The organism is Streptomyces sp. NPDC050732 (assembly GCF_040654255.1).
GTDB lineage: Bacteria > Actinomycetota > Actinomycetes > Streptomycetales > Streptomycetaceae > Streptomyces.
The window spans coordinates 1-21,218 of the sequence record NZ_JBFAHP010000007.1 but is presented as its reverse complement, the minus strand read 5'-3'; the positions used below and the strand labels follow the sequence as shown (position 1 = coordinate 21,218).

Sequence of the window (21,218 nt, the reverse complement as noted above, 5' to 3'; positions counted from 1 at the left end):
GGCGCGCCCGGCGTCCTACTTCAGACCAAGGACCACCGCGTCCGAGGGCGAAGCCCAGACGGGACGCGCCTCGGCGAATCCGGCCTCACGAAGGGTGCGGGCATGCCACTCGGCGGAGGGCATGTCCCCGTCCGCGTGCTCCCCGTAGATCTCGAACCGCTTGGCGGTGGGGCCTGCCAGGACCGGGTCCTGCGCGGCCAGCTGCCACCACTCCTTCCAGTCGAGAACGCCCTCGGCCTTCTCGCGGTCCATGCGGCGGTGCCTCAGCGCGCTCTCCGCGGCGTTGATGCGGGGCGTCGCCGGGTCGGGCATGTGGTCGGCGTTCATGAAGACGCCGCCGTCGCGGACGAGTCCGGCGACCTGGCCGTAGAGCGCGGCGAGGGGCTCGCTGAACAGCCAGTGCAGGGCGGTGGCGGTGAGCACGGCGTCGTACGAGTCGTGCGGGAGCGCTGCGGTCCAGTCGGGGTCCTTGAGGTCGGCGGTGACGAAGGTGACCCGGTCGTCCCCGGCGAAGGTGCCCTCGGCGATGGTGAGCAGCGCGGGGTCGAGGTCGACGCCGACGCTGGTCGCGTCCGGGAACCTCTTGAGCAGCCGGTCCGTAATACTTCCCGTACCGCACGCCAGATCGAGGACGCGCGGCGCGGTGCCGACCACGGCCTCGACCATGTCGAGCATGATCCGGAACCGCTCCTCGCGGTCGGGAAGGTACCACTGCTGCTGCCGGTCCCAGCTGTCCTGCCAGGCGCGCCAGTCGGTGCCGAGCGTGGCGCCGGTCCCGGCCCCCGTTTCCGTCATCAGAAACCCTCCACTACGTAAGACACGTCATACCCGTAATACCCTGGTACCGCAATCGGCCATTACCGGCCGGTGGGAATGACCCTAGCCCGCCCCCGTAAGGACTACAAGTGGAACTGGCCTATTACTCGGACTACGCCGTACGCCTGGTCAACAGCGAGGAGCCGGGCCGCAACAAGGACGCGCTGACGTCCGTGGAGGCGATCAGGGAGCTGTTCGGGCCGAGCACGCAGATGGCTCGCCGCGCGACGGACGCCGACGTCACGCGCTTCCGTTCCGTGCGGGCCAGGCTCCGGGCGGTCTTCGAGGCGGCCGATGGCGGCGACGAGACCCTCTCCGTCGACCTGCTGAACTCACTGCTCCTGGAGTTCCCCGTCAGCCCGCAGATCTCGGGCCACGACCACCGGGACGACGACGACCGCCCCCTGTGGCACCTGCACCTGGCGGACCACCCCTCGAACGCGACGGCCGGGTACGCCGCGATCGCCGCGATGGGCCTCGCCTTCCACCTCACCGAGCACGGCGTGGACCGCCTCGGCCTGTGCGAGGCGGCGCCGTGCCGCAACGCCTACCTCGACACGTCCACCAACCGCTCCCGGCGCTACTGCTCGGACCGCTGCGCGACCCGCGCCAACGTCGCCGCCTACCGCGCCCGGAAGCGCCTGGAGACCGAGCGGTCCGCCGCCACCGGCCGCACCGCGCCCAGCGCCCAGCGCACCAGCGCGAACGGCGAGCGGCGGCCGGGCGCGGGCGGCCGGTAGCGGAAGCGCACCTTGCCGAGGACGAGCTCCTCGGGGACGACGCCGTAGTCCGTGCTGTCGCCGCCCGCGAACGCGTTGTCGCCGAGCACCCACCAGCCGTCCCCGCGCCGCTCCTTGGCCCGCTTGACCACCAACAGATCCTGCTGGAAGGGGTGGCACAGGATCACCACGTCACCCGGACGCACCCGTGCCCCCCACTGCACGAGCAGCCGGTCCCCGTGGTGCAGCGTCGGCACCATCGAAGGGCCCGTCACCTCCGCGGCACCCCACGGCACGACGGCCCTCCCGCGCTCGCTCTCCTGCGACAGCTCCGGCATCACCGGCACCTCCCCGGTCCTATCCTCCACCAGTCCCAGTCTGACCCTGGACTTTTGTCCTAAGCCCAAGGGGGCACTCGCGAAAACACGTCTCTCACGGAGTAATGTCCCACCTGAGAAGACGATCACGAGGAGGACAGCAACATGCTTTCCCGCCTGTTTGCCCCCAAGGTGAAGGTCAGCGCCCACTGCGACCTGCCCTGCGGCGTGTACGACCCGGCCCAGGCCCGCATCGAGGCCGAGTCGGTCAAGGCCGTGCAGGAGAAGATGGCCGCCAACGACGACGCGCACTTCCAGGCGCGCGCCGTGGTCATCAAGGAGCAGCGCGCCGAGCTCGCGAAGCACCACGTCTCGGTGCTCTGGAGCGACTACTTCAAGCCCCCGCACTTCGAGAAGTACCCGGAGCTGCACCAGCTGGTCAACGACACCCTCAAGGCCCTCTCGGCCGCGAAGGCGTCGACGGACCCGGCCACGGGCCAGAAGGCGCTGGACTACATCGCCCAGATCGACAAGATCTTCTGGGAGACGAAGAAGGCCTGACGCACCGCGTCGGACCTCTTCACGCTTCGTCCGACAGCACCCGGCATCCGCGCGGAGCCGGGTGCTGTCGGCGTTTCACGGGGTCAGTGCGTGCGCCGGGGGCGGGCGATGCCCACGTCGTACGCGAGGATCGTGGCCTGGACGCGGTCGCGCAGGCCGAGCTTGCCGAGCACCGCGTTGACGTGCGACTTCACCGTGCCGATGGTCACGCCCAGCGCCGTCCCTATCTCCGCGTTCGTGTGTCCCGCGGCCACCAGGGTCAGGACCTCGCGCTCGCGGGGTGTGAGGGCGTCGAGGAGTTCGGGGTCCGGTGCGGGGGCCGTGCCGGCGAACGCGTCGATGAGGCGGCGGGTCACGGTGGGGGCGAGCATCGCGTCGCCCGCGGCGACGATGCGGATGCCGGCGAGGAGTTCCTCCGGCCGCGCGTCCTTCAGGAGGAAACCGGAGGCGCCGGCGCGCAGGGCGTCGTGGACGTAGGCGTCCTGGTCGAACGTGGTCAGGACGAGGACGCGCGGGGTGGACGTGTCGGCCGCCGACGTGAGCAGACGGGTCGCCGTCAGGCCGTCCATGCCCGGCATGCGGATGTCCATCAGGACGACGTCCGGGGTGAGTTCGGCCGCGAGCCGTACCGCCCGGGCGCCGTCCTCCGCCTCGGCCACCACGTGCAGGTCAGGCTCCGCATCGACGATCGCCGCGAAGCCGGCGCGGACGACCGCCTGGTCGTCGACGACCATCACTCGGGTGGGGGTGCGTTCGGGCTCGGTGTCGATGAGCTCTCTCCTTCGGGCTTTCGGCTGCGGCCTCACACTGTCTGACGTGCGGTCGGCATGTCGGGTGCCGCTGCTGTCGGCTGCGGCTCCCGTACATCGCCGGGTCCCGTCACTTCTCTCAGCTGCGCCAGCAGGTCCCGCATCGACGACAGGGCTGCCCGGGCCCCGGCCGCGACGCCGGGCAGGTCGCCCGCCTCCGCCCGCGCGACCACCGCGCCGGCGTGGCGCAGGACCTCCCCGCGCAGTTCCGCGGCGATGCGGCGGCGCTCCTCGTGCGCCTCGGCGACGGCCGACCACACCGTCGCGGTGAGGGCGTGGTCCTCCCAGGCCCTGACGCGTTCGCGCCGGGTCCGTACGACCGCGCCGAGGCCCCAGAGCGCGGCCATCGGCGCCAGGAAGAACACGCTGAGCACGGCGCACAGGAAGAGGAGGAGTCCGGAGCCGCCGTCCTCCTCCAGGTTCGCGATGCCGTCGGCCGACGCGAGGGCGATCGAGGTCAGGGACAGACCGACCGCCGCCAACCCCGCCGCGAGCCACGTGACGCGCGCCGGACCGGCGAACGCCCCCACCGCGTACACCGCCACGCACTCCGCGACGCCACCCGCCATCACCAGGCACAGCGCCACAGCGGGCGACAGCAGCCCGAACGCGAGGCCGAGCGGCCCGAGCAGAGCCGTGGCGAGGACCGCGCACAGCACCGCCCAGGGAGCCCGGCGCCGCCACAGCAACGGGAGCGCGTGCGCGACGGCGGGCACGAGGGCGAGGGCGGCCGCAGCGGGCTCCTCGACGAGAACCGCGAAGACCGGCAACGTGCCCACGGCAAGGGCAACCGCCACGTCGGACAGATCCAGGCCACGCAGGGCGGGATGATTTACGGCCCGGCGGCGCAGGGCCCCCGTGCCGCGCGGAAGCCGGGCCCACACCGACCACCCCGGACCACCCGCCCCCGCCGCGGCCACCGCCGGCCCGCCATCGAGCACCGCCGCCCGCATACCCGCCGTGCCGCGCGGAAGCCGAGCACCCACCGACCAACCGGGGCCATCCCCCCGCGGTCCGGCCGTCGGCGGCATGCCGTCGAGCGCCATCGCCCGTATATCCGCCGTGCCGCGCGGAAGCCGGGCCCGTACCGACCAACCGGGGCCGTCCGGTCGCGGGCCGGTCGTCAGTGTGCCGTTGAGGGCCGCCGCTCGTTCTCGCATGCCTGTCGTGCCGCGGCCGGAGCCGAGGTTCTGGCGGGCGGGTGTCGCGGCCGCGGCGCCGTCGTCCTCGATGGTGAGGTCCACCGGGCCGTCGGGCTCCGTGGCGTGGATGTGGACGCGTACCGTCGCTCCGGGGGCGTACCGGAGGGCGTTGGTGAGGGCCTCGCGGACGATGCCGAAGGCCGCGTCGGCGACCGGTCCCGTCAGCGCGGCCAGGTCCGGCGCCACGTCCACGGCGGGGCGTGGGCCCAGGCGGGCGAAGCCGGCGGCCAGTTCGGCGACGCGGTCCGCCAGGGCGCTTTCCTCGTCCGCCGCCGCCGTCCGCATCAGCGTGACCAAGCGGTGCAGCGCCGTCAGGGTGTCGCGCCCGGACTCGGCCGCGAATTTCAGGGCCTGCGCGGTGAGTTCGGGGCGGCGGTCGGCGAGCCGCAGCGCGGCGTCCGCGGTGACCACGACCGAGGTGAGGTGGTGGGCGCTGACGTCGTGCAGTTCGCGGGCGAGCCGTTCGCGTTCGGTGAGGGCGGCGCGGGCCCGTTCGGACTCGGCCCGCGCAAGCTCCCGGGCGGCGGCCCGGCGTCCGGCGAGCCAGCGGCGGCGGCTGCGGCCGAGGCCCGCGACGGTCAGGAAGAGCACGCAGTTGACCGCGGTCTCGCCGGCGGCCTCGACCGCCGAGTCGAGCAGCAGGGCCGAACGCCCCGCCTCGCAGACGGCGAGGGCCGAGCCGACGACGGCGACCGTCCGCCCACAGCAGCGCACCGCGACCGAGAACAGGGCGACCAGCAGGCTCAACGCGTGCAGGAGCGTCGCGTCCTCCGGCAGGAGCAGACAGGCGATGAGGGCGGCCTCGACGGTGACGGCCGAGGCCACCGGGCGGTGGCGGCGCACACCGAGCGCCGCGGTGATCACGACCGCGGCGGTGAACGCCGCCACAAGCTGTCCCGCCCCGACCGGCTCGTCCTCGCGCAGCGCGCGGCCCGGCCAGTAGGCCAGCTGCTGGATCGCCAGCAGGACGGGCAGCAGCCAGTTACGTATCCGGTCCATATCGGGCACGATGATACGGAGGGGGACGCGACCGCCCCGGAGCGGTTCGTGCGCGACCGCGTCTATCCCTGGTTGGAGAGCGGAATCGTGCGGGCGGCCGACGTCCGGGCCCCGCGGCGCCGGAATGCTGGTGGGCATGACGACGATGCCCCACCCGCCCTACGTGCCGGTCCCGCCCGCCCCCGTACCGCCGCTCCCCTACCACCGCCTCGCCCTGGCCACCGGCCGGCACCGCTGGTGGCGCCCGCTGGCCGGCACCTGCCTGGTGCTGGGCGGCACCGTCGTCGTCATGATGCTGGTGCTGCTCGGCGGCGAGATCGCGGGAGCGGTCCTGGACCGGCCCGTCGACAAGGACGGGTTCCACGTCTGGGGCGGCATCGGCGAGACGGGGCAGGGTCTGCTGTCGCTCGCCCTGGTCACCCCCGTGGTGTTCCTCGCCGCGCGCTGGGCGCAGCGGCGCCCGGCGGGCACCCTGTCGTCGGTGGCCGGACGGCTGCGGTGGCGCTGGCTCGGGCGGTGCGCGGCCGTGGGGCTGCCGCTGGTCACCGCTTCGCTGGGCGTCATGCTGCTGCTGCCCGAGGAGTCGGGCGGCGGCACGGACGGCGTGGAGTGGGCCGGTGTGCCGGACTTCCTGCTCGGCCTCGCGATGGTGTGCGTGCTCGTGCCGTTCCAGGCGTCGGCCGAGGAGTACGCGTTCCGGGGCTGGCTCGTCCAGGCGGTCGGTGCCTGGTGCCGCTCGCCGTGGGTGGCGATCGTGCCGCAGGCCCTGCTGTTCGCCGCTGCGCACGGCTGGGGCACGCCGTGGGGCTTCGCGGACCTCGTGGTGTTCGGCGTGGTCGCGGGCCTGCTGACGGTCCGTACGGGCGGCCTGGAGGCGGCGATCGGCCTGCACGTGCTCAACAACCTGCTGGCGATGGGCGTATCGGCCGCGATCGCCGGCGCCCTCGCCTCCGACGAGACGGCCGCCGACATGGACGGGATGTCGGTGGCCGTCGACGTGGCGATGCTCTGCGCGTACGCGGCGATCGTGCTGTGGCTGGCGGGGCGGCACCGGATCGCGACGGAGGCCACGGGGACCTCTGGGGCCTAAATCGGTTGCCGCCTGCTGCTGCCGCCTGCTGCACTGGCGGGAGCCGGCGAGAGCCCGGCGGAGTCTGCGGAGGAGAAGGAAATGCGGCGTTCGTGCATGTCCCACGCGAAAGGAATCGCCACTTCTCCCGAGGACATGACGCCACGTGCATTCAGCTGCCCCGCACACTCTGAACCTGGGCGTTCTCGCCCACATCGACGCCGGTAAGACCAGCCTGACCGAGCGGCTCCTGCACGCCGCCGGTGTCATCGACGAGGTCGGCCGCGTCGACGACGGAACCACCCGGACCGACACCCTCGCCCTGGAACGACAGCGCGGCATCACCATCAAGTCCGCCGTCGTCTCCTTCTCCATCGGCGGCACGGCCGTCAACCTGATCGACACCCCCGGCCACCCGGACTTCATCGCCGAGGTGGAGCGGGTCCTGAGCGTGCTCGACGGCGCCGTGCTCGTGGTGTCCGCCGTGGAGGGCGTCCAGGCGCAGACCCGCGTCCTGCTGCGGACGCTGCGCCGGCTGCGCATCCCCACGCTGATCTTCGTGAACAAGGCGGACCGCCGCGGCGCCCGCTGCGAGGGCGTGCTGCGGCACATCGCGGAACGGCTGACCCCCGACATCGTCCCGATGGGCACGGTCTCCGGGCTCGGCACGCGCGAAGCCGCCTTCACCCCGTACACCGGCGGGAGCGCCGGGGCCGGCGGCTTCACCGCCCGGCTTGCCGAGCTGCTCGCCGGGCACGACGACGCGCTCCTCTCGGCGTACGTCGACGACGCGGCATCCCTCTCGTACGACCGTCTCCGCGCCGAACTGGCCCGGCAGACCCGGAGTGCGCTCGTGCACCCGGTCTTCTTCGGGTCGGCGGTGACGGGGGTGGGTGTCCGTGAACTGATCGACGGCATCCGGGAGTTCCTGCCCTCCTCGGCCGGCGACGCCGAAGGGCCCGTCTCCGGGAGCGTGTTCAAGGTCGAGCGGGGCGCGGCCGGGGAGAAGATCGCGTACGTACGCGTGTTCACGGGCACGGTCCGCACGCGCGATCGCCTGGAACTCCGTAGTGGTGGTGACGGCGGGGTGGTCCGCGAGGGCAAGGTCACGGCCGTCAGCGTCTTCGACCAGGGCTCGGACGTGCGGCGCCAGGAGGTCCGCGCGGGGCGGATCGGCAAGCTGTGGGGGCTGGGGGACGTCCGGATCGGGGACGTGCTCGGCGTACCGCGCGAGGGCGTCGGGCCCAGCAGCCGTTTCTTCGCGCCGCCGACCCTGGAGACGGTCGTCACCCCGCTGCGCCCCGCCGACCGCGGCGCCCTGCACCTCGCGCTCACGCAGCTCGCCGAGCAGGACCCGCTGATCGATCTGCGGCAGGACGACATCCGCCAGGAGGTGTCGGTCTCGCTCTACGGCGAGGTCCAGAAGGAGGTCGTCCAGGCGACGCTCGCCGAGGACTTCGGGCTCGACGTCTCCTTCCGGGAGACCACGACGATCTGCGTGGAGCGGGTCGCAGGCACCGGCTCGGCGTTCGAGATCATCGACAAGGACCCCAATCCGTTCCTCGCCACGGTCGGGCTGCGGGTGGCGCCCGCACCGGTCGGCGCCGGGGTGGAGTTCCGGCTCGGGGTCGAGCTCGGGTCGATGCCGTACGCGTTCTTCAGGGCCGTCGAGGAGACGGTCGGGGAGACGCTGCACCAGGGCCTGCACGGCTGGCGGATCCCCGACTGCACGGTGACGATGACGCACGCCGGCTACTGGCCGCGCCAGAGCCACGCCCACGGCACGTTCGACAAGAGCATGTCCAGCACCGCCGGGGACTTCCGGAACCTGACGCCGCTGGTCCTGATGGACGCGCTGCGGGAGGCGGGCACGGTGGTGCACGAGCCGATGCACCGCTTCCGGCTCGACGTGCCCGCCGACACGGTCGGGGCGGTCCTGCCCGTCCTCGCCCGGCTGCGCGCCGTCCCGCACTCCCCGACGGCGGACGGAGCTTCGTACCGCCTGGAAGGGGACATCCCCGCGCAGCAGGTGCACGCGCTGGAGCAGCTGCTGCCCGGACTCACGCGCGGCGAGGGCGAGTTGGAGTCCGCCTTCGACCACTACGAGCCGGTGCGCGGCGGCACGGTACCGAGGCGCGCGCGGACGGACCACGATCCGCTCCACCGCAAGGACTACCTGCTGCGGGTGGTGCGCCGGACCGGCAGTGCGGCCCGGTGATGTCTCAGGCGTCCGTCAGGGACCGGGTCAGGTGCCGCAGCCGCTCGCGGTCCGCGATGATGTCGATCTCCACGATCCTGCCGTCCACGACCGTGAAGGCGCCGAGCGAGACCGCCTCGCCGCCGGGGAGCCCGACCAGGCCGGGGAGGCCGTTGACGAGCACCATGTGCTGGTCCGCGGCGCCCCGTGCGAACATCGCCGCCTGTCCTGCCACCGCCGCGGCGCCCCGCACCACCTTCGAGAGGCCGGAGGACAGTTCGCCGGTGTCGGCGCGCAGCACGACGTCCGGGTCGAGGAGTTCGAGGAGCGCGTCGAAGTCGCCGGCGCGCGTGGCCGCCATCCACGCCTCGACGACCTCGCGCTGCTTGGCGACATCGGTCTCCGCCGCGGGCGCCGAACCCCGCACGCGGCGGCGGGCCCGGCTCGCCAGCTGCCGGGTCGTCGCCGCCGAACGCTCCACGACGGGCGCGATGTCGTCGAAGGGCACGGCGAACATGTCGTGCAGGACGAACGCGAGGCGTTCGGCGGGCGCCAGCGTGTCGAGTACGACGAGGAGCGCGAGGCCCACCGAGTCGGCGAGCAGCACCTCCTGCTCGGGGTCGGCCGTGTCGACGCGCGTCACGACCGGGTCCGGGACGTGCGTCTCGCCGTAGGCCCGCAGGGACGCGTCCAGGGAGTCCTCGCGCCGGGACTTCCGTGAGCGCAGCAGGTCGAGGCAGATACGGCCGACGACGGTGGTCAGCCAGCCGCCCAGGTTCCGCACCTCCCCCGCCTCCGGCCCCGCCGCGGTGCGGCTCAGCCGGAACCAGGCCTCCTGCACCGCGTCCTCGGACTCGCTCAGTGAGCCGAGCATGCGGTACGCGACCGCGTTCAGGCGAGGCCGGTGCTCCTCGAACCGTGCTGCCAGGGCGACTTGGGCCGAACCGTTCCCGTCCATCCCGCCATTGAACAGGAGGCTCAGGCGACCCGGTCCGCCGCCCTGGGTTCGCCGGCCGGGGCGGTCGGTCCTGGCCTGCGCATGAGGAGGACCGAGACGATTCCGAGGACCGCCGCGCACAGCGTGGAGCCGATCGTGATGGCGGCGAACCCGCCGCGCGAGGCGTCGTCGGCGTCGCCCGCGAAGCTGGCGAAGAGCGAGCCGAAGAGCGAGACCGCGATGGCCTCGCTGCCCAGGCGGACCGTGTTGATCCAGCCCGCCCCCATCCCCGCCTCCTCCGCCGGTACGTGCGCGAGCGCCTCACCGTCGACGAGCCCCGCCTGCAGTCCGAACCCGATGCCGACGACGACCATCGGCAGTGTCATCCAGGCGAGCCCGGGAGCGGCGGTCGCACCCGCGAGGACGAGGCCCGCCACCAGCAGGCCGATGCTCCACGTGAAGATGGTGTGGGCGGGTGTGCCGCGGGCGGTCAGGCGGGCGGCGATCAGCGGGGCGACCAGGACGGGCAGGGTCAGGAACATGAGGTACGCGCCGCTGGCGCCGGCCGACGCGCCGTAGGCGCCCTGGAAGAACACCGGGAGGTAGGCGACCGCGTTGGTGAAGGTGAACGACGCCACCGCGACCACCAGCGTGATGCCGGAGAAGCGCCTGCTGCGCAGGGTGCGCAGGCTCAGGAGCGGGTTGGGCGCGGTGGACTCGCGCCAGGCGAACAGGCCGTAGCAGCCGATGCCGAGAGCGGTGCAGAGCAGGAAGGGCGGTGAGGCCCAGCCCGTCGCCGAGCCGAGGGCGAGGCCGCCGAGCGTGACGGTGGTCGCCGTGCAGAACAGCACCGCCCCCGGCCAGTCGATGCGGGCCGCGCGCCGCTTCCCGTGGGCGGCGGCGCGGCGGATCAGCGGCATGCCCGCGCAGGCGACGACCAGGCAGGCCAGCTGGAAGCCGTAGACGAGGCGCCAGCCGGAGAGCTGGGTGAGCAGCCCGCACAGGGACGGGCCGAACGCGAGCGACAGGCCCGCGACCGACCCGAGGAGGGCGAAGGCGCGGGTGCGGCGTTCGCCCTCGAAGTGGGACGAGACGACGGCCGTGCCCACCGAGAAGACCGCTCCGGCCCCCGCGCCGGCCAGCAACCGGGCCCCGTCCAGGACCCAGTAGTCGCCGGCGACGAGGCTGAGCGCGGAGCCCGCGCCGAACGTGAGCAGTCCGAAGAACAGTGCCTGCCAGCGCCCGATGATGTCGGCGACGGAGCCCCAGACGAGGGTCGAGCAGGCGAACGTCAGGTTGTATCCGTTGAGGACCCACTGCTCGCCCACCGACGAGCTGCCCAGGTCGTCCGCGATGTCGCCGAGGGACACGGCGGTGCCGGACACGGACAGCGGGACGGTGAAGATCGCGAGCAGGATGACGGGCATGAGCAGGCGGGTGCCGGGCGCCGGAGCGCCCGGCCGGTGGTCAGGCGCGGACGTCATCGGAGACCCGGCACTCGTCGAGGAAGTCGACGATGTGGCCGAACACGTCGAGCGCGGCGTTGCGGCCGATGAACGCGTCCAGGTGGCCGTAGCCGGGCACCTCCACGTACCGGACGTCCATCTCGGGGTAGCGGCGCTTCAGGACGTCGTGGCAGATCTCGTTCGAGTCGTACCAGAAGCGGTTGTCGCTGCCGGAGAGCAGCATCAGCGGGGTGTCGAACGAGCCCGCCTCGTCGAGGGCGTTCTTCGGCAGGGCGTCGTAGCGGCCGTCGCCGTCGTTGTACCGCATCATCGTGTGCGCCAGTTCGATGCTGCGCAGGTGCGGCAGGATCCACATCGGCACCGTGCCGTACAGGTCGGCGAGGCGGTCGTGGGTGACGTCGTCGAGGTTGTCGTGCTCGAAGAGCGATCCGCCGACACCCCACGAGTCGTTGTGCAGGATCTGGCAGTTGGGGTCCTTGCACTCGGCGCCCAGCGACACCTCGGCGAAGATCAGCGAGTGCTTCGACCACATGCCGACCTTCTTGAAGTCGGTGGGGATGTTGACGAAGCGGGAGCGCAGCAGCTCCCCGCCGAAGTGCAGGCGGGCCCGCGTCTTCCAGGACATCTTCGGGGTGAGGAAGACGCCCTGCGCGACGACGCCGGAGAGACCGGGCACCAGGCCGGCGGCCATGCTCAGCGACAGGCACATCGCGCCGATGCAGTGGGCCACGACGAGGAGTTCGCGTCCGTCGATACGTTCCTTGATCAGCGACACCGCTTCGGGGATGTCGTAGAGCGCCACGTCGTCGAAGGTGTAGCGGACCCGGCCCTCGTTGTACGGCAGCCGACAGCTGCCCCGCCAGTCGAGGAGCCACGGTTCGTAGCCCGCGTCGAGCAGGACGTCCACGAGGTTGCGGGTCTCGGGCAGCGTGAACATGTCGGCCGACGCGGTCAGTCCGTGCAGGATCAGGACGACCGGGCGGTCGGTGGAGCCGTCCTCGGGGGCGACGCGGGTGAGGCCGAGCCGGGTGCCGTCGGAGGCGGTGAAGGGGATGTCCTCGACGCGGTCGCCGAGTGCGTGGTGGAGGGGCCTCAGCGGCGTCATCGGGTCTGCTCCCTTTTGATCATCAGCTTCCTGATCTTGCGTTGCAGCTTGTCCTGGTCCCGGTCGATGGCGTCCTTGCGCAGGTCGAGGAGTTCGGCGACGGCGCGCAGGGACGGCTCGGCGAGGCCCATGCCGACCTGCACGAAGAACCAGGAGAGCCAGGCGAGTTTGGCGAGGCGCTGCTCCTGCGAGGTGAGGCGCGGGTCGACCTCGATGCCGTCGATCTGGTCGGGCACGTAGCTCTTGCCGGGGACCTTGACGACACCGGCGAGGCTCGCGGGTTCGTTCTCGCGGCCGATGGTGACGTCGATGGTGCGGGTCTGCTTCCAGAAGTCGCGGCTGGCGCGGGCCGTCTTCCAGCCCTCCAGCCACCAGCGGCCGCCGTCGCGGTCCACGAGGACGAGGCGGTAGCGCAGCAGCGGATGATCACTTCCGTGCCGCAGCGGCACGCCCTCGTCGGGGCGGACCCAGATCTCGCCCGCCTCCACGGTCAGCGGCTCCGGGTGCAGCCGCTCGCAGAACACCTCACCGCGGACGTCGATCTTCCGGTGGCGTACGACCTGGTACATGCTGGCGATGGAGAGGGTCAGCGCCATCCTGCACCTGGCGTCGCGGTCCGCTCCGACCGGCCCGACGCGCCCCTTGGTGCGCTCACGGAACTGCAGGTAGGGCGGGTCTTCGCGACTCGGCAGCCGGGCGACGCCGTCCTTGGCCATCCGCTCGAACGCCTTCAACTGCGCCTGCGAGCCGTACCGTTCGGCCTCCGGCAGCCGGTGCCGCGCGACGAAGCGGTCGGTGCGCTCCGAGCCCGCCTCCGGGCCGAACATCAGCGCCTCGAAGAGCTTCATGGCGGTGGGGCTGCGCAGGATGCGGATGAGGAAGTCGAGCTCGGGCACGGGGTCGGCGGCGTGCCGCTCGATGAGGTCGTCGCGCCAGTCGCGCCAGTTGGCCACCCGGACGTTCATGCCGGCCAGCTTCATGTCCTTGACCAGCTGAGGCAGGGTCTCGGCGCGGCCGGTGACGTTGTAGTTCTGGCCCCACGCCTTGGGGTCGAAGACCACGGCGGCCGTCACCTTGCTGATCCAGTCGACCGGCGCGAGGTTCATGAACTTGAAGGCGGGCACGGTCCGGTACCGGGAGAACGCGCCGATCAGCCCGGTGCTGAGGTCACGCGGGTTGTACACGCCGGTGCGGGTGTGGCCGCCGATCGCGCCGGGCCGCAGGAACGTGACGGTGAGCCCGTGCTCGCGGGCGCGCCGCAGCACGGCTTCCGCCGCCCACTTCGACTTGTCGTAGCCGGCGAAGAGCCGGTCGATGTGGGCCACCGGGTCGTCCTCGCCCATCTTCTCGATGCCGACCTCGTTGAAGACGGCGACCGAGGAGATGTGGTGCAGCGGTTTGGCGCGTCCCGTCATCGCCAGCTCGGCGAGTGCCAGCGGGCCGAGCACGTTGGTCTGGCGCAGGGAGGGGTAGCCGCGCAGGAAGTCGACGGCGGCGGCGACGTTGACGATCGAGTCGAGGTCCCGGGCGAGCCCCTCCCACACGTCCCGCGCCAGCCCGAGGAACGGTTGCCGCAGGTCGGCGGCGAGCACGGTGACCCTGCGCCGGACCTCGGCGGTCCACGGCTGGTCGAAACTCGCGAGCGCGTCGGCGAGCCGCCGCTCCGCCGCGGCGTCGTCGGCCGCACGCACCAGGCACACCACGTGGGCGTCACCCTGCCGCAGCAGGTCGAGCAGGAGGTGACTCCCGAGGTACCCGGTGGCACCGGTGAGCAGGATGTGGCGGGGCGGCACCGGGTCCGCCTGCCGGCTGAACGGCAGCCGGTCGGCGAGCGCGAGGTCGGCGAGGATCGCCTCCAGATCCTCGTGGACGGCGCCGCCTTCCGCGGCGGGGATTATGACGGGGGGGATGGAGGGGGTGGGGGTGGGAGTGAAGGTGGGGGTGGTCGTCGTGGGGGCTGTGGGGGTCGCGGGTGCGGAGGCCCCGGCCGCAGGGGATCCGGGCGCGGAGGCCCCGGGCACGGAGGCCACGGAGTCGGGGGTCCCGGCCGCGGGGGCCCCCGACCCGAAGGCCCCGGCCGCAGGGGTCCCAGCCGCAGGGGTCCCCGATACGGAGGACCCGGCCGCGGGGATTCCGGACACCGGGGACCCGGCCGCGGAGATCCCGGGCGCGGGGGCCCCGGGCGCGGGTGACGCCGTCGTGGGCAGGCCCAGGGCCTTGGCCCAGCGCTGGGCCAGGCGCCGCGGGCGGGCGTCGGCGAAGACGTCGTCGAGGGTCAGCTGTACGTCGAGCTCCCGCGCCATCAGCGCGACGAGTTCGACGGCGTCGACGGAGGACAGACCGGCGTCGAACAGGTCCGTCTCGGAGTCGGGCGCGCCGCCGGGCAGGAAGCGGGCGGCACGGGCCGCGATGTCCGCGGCGACTTCCGCGACGGTCCGCGCGGACCGGCCGCCGGTGGCCTCGGCGGCCTGCGCGGGTCCCGCGGGATGGTCAGGCCCCGCGACATGGGCAGGCCCCGCGGGGTGCGCGAGACCCGCAGCGCTCACGGGCGCCGCAGCACTCCCAGGCGCCACGGAACTCGCGGGCGTCGTAGGACTCGCAGGCCCCACGGAACCCGCGGGCACCGCAGCATTCCCCGGCCCCGCTGCACTCACGGGCGCCGCAGCACCCGCAGGCCCCCCGGAACCCGCGGGCTCCGCAGCACTCCCCGGCCCCGCAGGACTCGCAGGCCCCGGAGGCGTCGTCGCCCCGGTGGACGGCTGCGTGGTGGCAGGTCCGGGCGGGGGCTTCCGGAAGTGGGACAGGAGGTTGGCTGCCGCGCTGCGGCCGGGCGCGTGACGCTCGATCGCCTCCTCCTCGGGTCGCCGGTTGACACTGCGGTTGCGACTCGTGCCGCTGGCCGCCTCAGGCATTGCTGTCCTCCGCTGCAGGATCGGATGCGGGGTCCCAGGAACGGAACTCCCGAAGGTGTGCGAGCCCCACCGCCGTCTCCAGGCGGGGTGCGTCGACGTCGCCGCCGCCGAGGCGGGACACGAGGCGTCGGGCGGGAATGTTGCGGGGCGTGTGGTCGGCGATCAGGCGCACCGTGGTGCAGCCGTGGGCCTCGGCGCGGTCGGCGAGCCACTGCAGCAGCCGGTCCTCGACGCCCCGGCCGAGCACGCGGCAGCTCATCATCCAGGCGACGACTTCGAGCGCGTCACCGTCGACGGTGACGGCCAGGACGCCGATCTGCCCGTACGCGCCGAAGCGGTCCCGTGCGGTCGCCGTCCACACCTCGCCGCTCTGCCGCAGCCGCGCCAGTTCGGCGTCGTCCAGGGGGCGGGGCCGCAGGTTGAACTGGTTGGTGCGCCTGCTGAGCTGGACGGTGCGCTCGGCGGTCTCCTCGTTCACCGGCTCGATGTCCAGTTCGAGCCGGAGGTTCGCCAGGAACTCGGCGAAGCCGAGCTGGGCCCTGGCCTCGTCGCGCACCTGCTCCTGCCGGTAGAAGTCGGCCCTGGCGGAGTCCTCCGCCGTCGCGGCCCGCGGCACCATCGGCCACAACCGGTGGACGAACGCGGCGAGTTCGTCGGCGCTCGGGCAGGTGAGGCAGAGCACCTCCGGCAACTGGGCGCGGACCCCCGCGATTTCGACGGGGTTGTCGTCGAGGAAGAGGAAGCTGTCGAGGCCGAGCCGGAGTTCGTCGGCGATCCTGACGATCCGGGTCCACTTGGGTTCCCAGGCGGCGGAGATCGCGGCGAAGTGCTCGCGGCGCAGCGGGCTGTCGGGCCGGTCGAGGATGCGGTGGACGGTCTCCTCGTCGTTGTTGGAGACCATGGCGAGCAGCACGCCCGCCTCCCGCCACTGCAGCAGCCGGGCGGCAAGCAGGGCGCGGCCCCCGGTGAAGTCGACGTTCTCGGGGCCGACTTCGCCCGCGATGCCGCTCCACAGCGTCTCGTCGCCGTCGACGACGATCACCTTGGGTGCCCGCCGGCGTACCTGCTGGAATACGTCGGCGAGGCGCAGCGCCACCAGTGCCTGGAACTCGTCCTGGAACGGCAGGTGGGCCATCGCGTCGGTGTGGGCGTCGAACACGTCCGCCACCGGGTAGTCGTCGCCGGTCCAGGTGTCCGAGGGCAGGACGGCGATGCCGGGGACCTCCGCGAGGTGCCGCGTCACCCGCTGTTCCCAGTTCCGGAGGCGTCCGTCGTCGGCGCTCTCGGGCAGGAAGGCGACGACGAGCGGCTTGCGGGTGCGCTCGGCGAGGGAGCGCAGCGCGGCCGGGTACTCGTCGGCGAGCTGGTCGAGCAGCGCGTGCTCCGGCCCGCTGCCGTCGTCCGTGAAGCGGGTGAGGTCGCCGGGCCGCAGCAGGACGAGTCCGACGGCCGTCGACGTTTGGACGAACACGCTGCCCGGGTCGTGCAGGCTCGCGAGGACCTGGTGGTACGGCGCCTCCGCCACGTCGAAGGGCCCGCCCTCGACCCCGGCGTCCCGCACGGCGAAGGACAGCATGGCCGGGAGGTTGCCGAGGGCGAAGGTCGCGGCGAGGGCGATCCGGGGAGTCGGGGCAGCGGTGGGCCCGGGTTCAGTGGTGAGTGCGGGTTCAGTGGCGAGTGCGGGTTCAGTGGTCAGTGCGGGTTCATCCGTGAGCACCGCTGCGGCGGCCGGTGCGGCCCGCCTCGCCGGTGTCGTCGCGTCCGTCGCGAACTGTTCCGCGAGGCGCAGGAATTCCTCGGCGAGCGACGCGCAGGACGCGTCGTCGAGTACGTCGGTGTTGTACTCCAGGCCGACCTTCCCGAGGCCCGGCATCACCGTCACCATCAGGTCGAGGTCGGAGTAGCCGGTGCCCGCAGGGACGATGTGCAGGCCCTCCGCCGCTCCGGCCTGCGGCGGCATGTAATTGAAGTAGACCTCGACGAGCGGCGCGTCCTTGCGGTACAGGCCTTCCTGCACGAGCGCGGACATCGCGTCGAAGAACGTGACGCCGCGCTCCAGGACCCGGCTGAGCCGGCTGTCGGTGCGCCGGAGGACGTCCTCGGCGGTGTCGTCGGCGTCGACCTGCGCGGCGTACGGGATCGGCAGTCCGAAGTAGCCGACGGCGTCGAGCGCCGACACGTGCATGCGGGTGTCCACGGGGACCGCGAGGACGAACCGGTCCCGGTCGCGCAGCCGCGCGAGGTGCGCGGTCAGCGCGCCGAGCCAGAACGCGGCGGGCGTGATGCCGAGCCCCTTGGCCCCGCTCTCCACCCGCTCCTGGAGCTCCCGCGGCAGCTCGGCGAGGTGCATGGCCGAGCGGTACGACCGCTGCGCGGGGCGCGGCGCGGCGAGTTCCAGGTCGAGCCGCCCGGCCCCGGCGAAGTCCGCACGCCAGTCCTGGGCGCTCGGGGCGCTCGGGGTGCTCTGGGCGCGCAGCAGCAGGTCGATGTCGCGGTTGGTGACCTCGGCGGGCGGCTGTGCCCCGGCGAGCCCCGCGCCCAGGCCGTGCGCCACGAGCATGAGCGAGGCCAGGTCGGAGACGGCGTGGTGCGCGCCGAACACGAGGACCTGCTCGCCGGACGGGTGCGCGAGCAGCTCGAACCGCCACAGCGGGGCCGTGGCCAGGTCGAACGGCGGCTCCATCAGCGCGCACAGCCGCTCGTCCACGTCGGTGTCCTCGGCGACGTCGGACCACCGCAGCAGGTCGCCGTCGAGGGAGCGGCGTACCTCCAACTGCTGTACGCCGTCGGTGTCCTGGACGATCGCGGTGCGCAGCGCGGCGTGCCGGGCGGCCAGCGAGGTGATGACCTCGGCGAGCCGCTCCGGGGTGGTCGGCGTGGTGAGGCGCACGGCGAGCCCGATGTGGTGGGTGACGCCGGGCGTGCCGTGCTGTTCGGCACGGAGGAGGCGTACGACGTCGCGGGTGGCCGGGTGGCGTACGACGTCGTCGACGATCTCGGCGCCCACCGCGGCGTCCGCACTCTCCGGAGCGGCCTCGGCGGCCCCTTCCGCGCCCGCGATCAGCTGGTCGGCGATGGAGTCCACGCTGGCGCCGTTGAACAGCGAGGCGATCGGCAGGGACTGGCCGAAATCGGCCTCGATCAGGCTGCGGATCTGCATGGCCATCACGGAGTCGAGGCCCTGCCCGACGAGTGCCGCGCCGGCGTCGAGCTCCTCGGTGCCGAAGCCCATCGTCGCCGCGAACCGGTACCGCAGCCGGTCGACGACCGCGTCCCGCGAGTCGAGGGAGAGCCGTCCGCCGGCGTCCGCCGGGCGTCCCTTGCGGGACCCGGCGAGACGGCGGCGCGGCGGGTACAGGCCCGCGAGGAGCGGGGGCAGCAGCGCCGGTTCGGTGGCGCGCAGGACGGGTTCGTTGAGGGCGGCCGCGAGGAGCAGCGCGTCGTCCGCGTCGCGAGTGAGCGCCGCGTCCAGGAGCCCGAGCCCCTGCTCGGTGGAGAGCGCGGCGATGCCCCCGCGGTTGATGCGCTCCAGGTCGGCGTCGCCGAGGTGTCCGGTCATGCCGGTGGCCTCCGCCCACAGCCCCCAGGCCAGGGAGAGTCCGGGCAGTCCGGTCCTGCGGCGCTGCTGCATCAGCGCGTCGAGGAACGCGTTGGCGGCGGCGTAGCCGGCCTGGCCCGCGCCGCCGAGGACGCCGGCGAGGGAGGAGAAGGCGATGAAGGCGGAGAGCTCCGTGCCCTCGGTGAGCGTGTGCAGGTTCCAGACGGCGTCGGACTTCGGCCGCAGCACCGCGTTCAGGCCGTCCGCGTCGATGGACTCGACGACGGCGTCACGGAGGATGCCCGCCGCGTGGACGACGGCGGTCAGCGGATACTCCTGCGGCAGTTGACGCAGTACGCGGGCCAGCTGCTCGCGGTCCGCGGCGTCGCAGGCGACGACGGTGACCCGGGCTCCCGCGGCGGTGAGTTCGTCGCTCAGGGCGGCCACGCCGTCGCCCGCGGGGCCGCGCCGGGACAGCAGGAGGAGGTGCCGGGCGCCGAGCCGGGCGGCGTGCCGGGCGACCTGCGCGCCGAGGCCGCTCGTACCGCCGGTGATGAGGACGGTGCCCGTGCCGAGGGCTGCGCCGGGGACTGCACCGGGGGCCGCTTGGGCGTCCTCGGCGCGGAGGGACGGCACGTACGGCTTGCCGCCCCTGAGCGCCAGTTCGGGCGCGCCGGAGCGCAGGACGTCCGCGAGGGTGCCCTGGCCGAGCCCGTCGGTGCCGGTGCCCTCGCCGGCTCCGGAGTCGACATCGGTGTCCACGAGGATGACGCGGCCCGGGTTCTCCGCGCGGGCTGCCCTGGCGAGGCCCCACACGGAGGCCTGGGCGAGGTCGAGCGCGGCGTCGGGCGCCTCGGCTCCGGTGAGCACGGCGTGCCGGGTGAGCACGACCAGGCGGGCCGGGGCGGGCCGGTCCCGCGCCAGCCACTCCTGCATCCGGGCCAGGGTGTCGTGGAGGACGGTCCGCGCGCGGGCCGCGTCGTCGGCGGTGGAGCTCGTGCCCGCGATGGCGCTGACGTCGATGACCGTGACGTCCGAGGTCTCCGTCCCCGCCGGGGCCGTTCCGCCGGCATCCGCCGCCTGCGGCGCCCAGGTGAGGGAAAGCAGCGCCTGCGTGCTGCTGTCCGGCGTGGCGAGATCGCCGGCGGCCACCGGGCGTACGAGGAGGGAGTCGATGCGCGCGACCGGCGTACCGGACGGGTCGGCCGCCTCCACCGTGAACGTGTCGCCACCGGTGGGCACGATGCGTACGCGCACCTCGTCGGCGCCCCGGCTGTGCAGGGTCACCGAGCCGAAGGAGAACGGCAGCGGCGTGGCGCCTTCGAGCCCGTCCACGGCCGCGGCCTGCAGTGCGGCGTCGAGGAGGGCGGGGTGCGCGCCGAAGCGCCGCGCCTCCTCCGCCTGCCGGCCGGGCAGGGCGACCTGCGCGAGGATCTCGCCGTCGAGCCGCCATACGTCGGACAGGCCCTGGAACGCGGGACCGTACTCCAGGCCCGCGTCCGCCATCGTGTCGTAGTGCGCGGCGGCGTCCAGCCGTTCGGCGCCCGCGGGCGGCCAGGCGGCGCCGTACAGCGGGTTGCCGGCGGTGTCCGCCGTCGTGCCGCCGGTGGTCAGGATGGCGGACGCGTGCCGGGTCCACGCTCCGGAACCGTCGGACCGGCGGGGCCGGGCGTAGATGTCGAGGGCGCGCCCGGCGCCGTCCGCGCCGCCCACCTGCACCTGGACGTCGACCTCGCCCTGTTCGGGCAGCCGCAGCGGCGCGGTCAGCGTCAGCTCACGCACCGTGTCGCAGCCCACCTCGTCGGCGGCGCGCAGGGCCAGCTCGACGAAGGCGGTGCCGGGCAGGATGACCGTGCCGAAGACCGCGTGGTCCGCGAGCCAGGGCTGGGCGGCGCGCGACAGGCGTCCGGTGAGGACGACGTCGTCGCTGTCGGCGAGCCGGACGGCGGCGCCGAGCAGCGGATGCCGTACGGCTTCCAGGCCCGCGGAGCCGACGTCGGCGGAGGCGGCCGCGGCGGGCTGCCAGTACCGGCGGCGCTGGAAGGCGTACGTCGGCAGCTCGACGAGCCGGCCACCCGCCACCCACGGCGACCAGTCCACGTCGACGCCCGCGACGAACACCTCGGCGAGGCCGCGGAGCAGCTGTGCCTTCTCGTCCTCGTTGCGCCGGAGCGTGCCGACGGCGGTCACGCCCTTCGTACGAAGGTGATCGGCGTTCTGCACGACGGCGCCGAGGAGCACGGGGTGCGGGCTGGCCTCGACGAAGGCACGATGCCCGGCCTCCAGGAGGTGGTGCAGGGCAGCATCGAAGCGGACGGTCTGACGAAGATTGGTGAACCAGTACTCCGCGTCCATCACCGCCGTGTCGACCACATCGCCCGTGACGGTGGAGAACAGCGGCACCTGCCCACTGCGAGGCTCGATCTCCCCGAGCACCTCCAGCAGCTCATCGCGCAGATCCTCGACCTGCGGCGAGTGCGAGGCGTAATCCACCGCGATCCGCCGCACCTGCACACCATCGGCCTCACACGCGGCCATGAAGGCATCCAGCTCGCCCGGCGAACCCGACAC

13 protein-coding genes are annotated in these 21,218 nt (G+C 73.3%); 4 read left to right on the top strand and 9 right to left on the bottom strand.

The features are described from left to right. Positions 1-15 precede the first annotated feature (15 nt). Positions 16-795: a methyltransferase gene (locus AB0H82_RS08150; RefSeq protein ID WP_362990100.1), complete on the bottom strand. Its 780-nt coding sequence runs from the start codon at positions 793-795 to the stop codon at positions 16-18. Positions 796-905: 110 nt separating this feature from the next. Here AB0H82_RS08150 and AB0H82_RS08145 point away from each other — a divergent pair, with 110 nt between their 5' ends. Beyond that, positions 906-1,556, top strand: coding sequence for a CGNR zinc finger domain-containing protein (locus AB0H82_RS08145; RefSeq protein WP_362990098.1), 651 nt, complete (start codon positions 906-908; stop codon positions 1,554-1,556). On the opposite strand, the gene sodX is transcribed toward AB0H82_RS08145, so the two are convergent. Then, entirely contained in the window at positions 1,439-1,873 is a 435-nt protein-coding gene (sodX, locus tag AB0H82_RS08140) for a nickel-type superoxide dismutase maturation protease (RefSeq protein ID WP_362990423.1), read from the bottom strand. The two genes, AB0H82_RS08145 and sodX, sit on opposite strands and share 118 nt — an antisense overlap. A gap of 144 nt (positions 1,874-2,017) precedes the next feature. On the opposite strand from sodX, the gene sodN reads away from it, so the two are divergent. Continuing rightward, entirely contained in the window at positions 2,018-2,413 is a 396-nt protein-coding gene (gene sodN, locus AB0H82_RS08135; RefSeq protein ID WP_187811750.1) for a superoxide dismutase, Ni, read from the top strand. Positions 2,414-2,496: 83 nt separating this feature from the next. On the opposite strand, the gene AB0H82_RS08130 is transcribed toward sodN, so the two are convergent. Both AB0H82_RS08130 and AB0H82_RS08125 read right to left on the bottom strand, forming a co-directional pair. Next, positions 2,497-3,147 carry a response regulator transcription factor gene (locus AB0H82_RS08130; protein ID WP_362990421.1) on the bottom strand — a complete coding sequence of 217 codons (651 nt, stop codon included), beginning with the start codon at positions 3,145-3,147 and terminating at the stop codon, positions 2,497-2,499. A 68-nt stretch (positions 3,148-3,215) separates the two neighbouring features. Then, a complete protein-coding gene (locus AB0H82_RS08125) occupies positions 3,216-5,423 on the bottom strand; it encodes a histidine kinase (protein ID WP_362990096.1) in 2,208 nt (735 codons plus the stop codon). 136 nt (positions 5,424-5,559) lie between these two features. Here AB0H82_RS08125 and AB0H82_RS08120 point away from each other — a divergent pair, with 136 nt between their 5' ends. Both AB0H82_RS08120 and AB0H82_RS08115 read left to right on the top strand, forming a co-directional pair. Continuing rightward, positions 5,560-6,513, top strand: a complete 954-nt coding sequence (locus AB0H82_RS08120; protein WP_362990094.1) for a CPBP family intramembrane glutamic endopeptidase — start codon at positions 5,560-5,562, stop codon at positions 6,511-6,513. A gap of 145 nt (positions 6,514-6,658) precedes the next feature. Beyond that, positions 6,659-8,710: a translation factor GTPase family protein gene (locus AB0H82_RS08115; RefSeq protein WP_362990092.1), complete on the top strand. Its 2,052-nt coding sequence runs from the start codon at positions 6,659-6,661 to the stop codon at positions 8,708-8,710. 4 nt (positions 8,711-8,714) lie between these two features. Here the strand turns inward: AB0H82_RS08115 and AB0H82_RS08110 are convergent, their stop codons facing one another. The 5 genes from AB0H82_RS08110 to AB0H82_RS08090 all read right to left on the bottom strand — a co-directional run bounded on the left by AB0H82_RS08110 (position 8,715) and on the right by AB0H82_RS08090 (position 21,218). Continuing rightward, positions 8,715-9,647, bottom strand: a complete 933-nt coding sequence (locus AB0H82_RS08110) for a sigma-70 family RNA polymerase sigma factor (protein WP_362990090.1) — start codon at positions 9,645-9,647, stop codon at positions 8,715-8,717. 20 nt (positions 9,648-9,667) lie between these two features. After that, on the bottom strand, positions 9,668-11,110 hold the full coding sequence (locus AB0H82_RS08105) for an MFS transporter (RefSeq protein WP_362990088.1): 1,443 nt from the start codon (positions 11,108-11,110) through the stop codon (positions 9,668-9,670). Then, a complete protein-coding gene (locus AB0H82_RS08100) occupies positions 11,094-12,197 on the bottom strand; it encodes an alpha/beta fold hydrolase (protein ID WP_362990086.1) in 1,104 nt (367 codons plus the stop codon). Before AB0H82_RS08100 ends, AB0H82_RS08105 begins: the two co-directional genes overlap by 17 nt. Beyond that, positions 12,194-14,743 carry a thioester reductase domain-containing protein gene (locus AB0H82_RS08095; protein ID WP_362990084.1) on the bottom strand — a complete coding sequence of 850 codons (2,550 nt, stop codon included), beginning with the start codon at positions 14,741-14,743 and terminating at the stop codon, positions 12,194-12,196. Before AB0H82_RS08095 ends, AB0H82_RS08100 begins: the two co-directional genes overlap by 4 nt. Before the next feature lie 358 nt (positions 14,744-15,101). Beyond that, positions 15,102-21,218: an HAD-IIIC family phosphatase gene (locus tag AB0H82_RS08090; protein ID WP_362990082.1), complete on the bottom strand. Its 6,117-nt coding sequence runs from the start codon at positions 21,216-21,218 to the stop codon at positions 15,102-15,104.

Bases quoted from the DNA above. Each gene is read 5' to 3' on its own strand.
- AB0H82_RS08105 (WP_362990088.1), bottom strand. From the start codon at position 11,110: ATGACGTCCGCGCCTGACCACCGGCCGGGCGCTCCGGCGCCCGGCACC.
- sodX (WP_362990423.1), bottom strand. From the start codon at position 1,873: ATGCCGGAGCTGTCGCAGGAGAGCGAGCGCGGGAGGGCCGTCGTGCCG.
- sodN (WP_187811750.1), top strand. From the start codon at position 2,018: ATGCTTTCCCGCCTGTTTGCCCCCAAGGTGAAGGTCAGCGCCCACTGC.
- AB0H82_RS08120 (WP_362990094.1), top strand. From the start codon at position 5,560: ATGACGACGATGCCCCACCCGCCCTACGTGCCGGTCCCGCCCGCCCCC.
- AB0H82_RS08150 (WP_362990100.1), bottom strand. From the start codon at position 795: ATGACGGAAACGGGGGCCGGGACCGGCGCCACGCTCGGCACCGACTGG.
- AB0H82_RS08100 (WP_362990086.1), bottom strand. From the start codon at position 12,197: ATGACGCCGCTGAGGCCCCTCCACCACGCACTCGGCGACCGCGTCGAG.
- AB0H82_RS08125 (WP_362990096.1), bottom strand. From the start codon at position 5,423: ATGGACCGGATACGTAACTGGCTGCTGCCCGTCCTGCTGGCGATCCAG.
- AB0H82_RS08110 (WP_362990090.1), bottom strand. From the start codon at position 9,647: ATGGACGGGAACGGTTCGGCCCAAGTCGCCCTGGCAGCACGGTTCGAG.
- AB0H82_RS08130 (WP_362990421.1), bottom strand. From the start codon at position 3,147: ATGGTCGTCGACGACCAGGCGGTCGTCCGCGCCGGCTTCGCGGCGATC.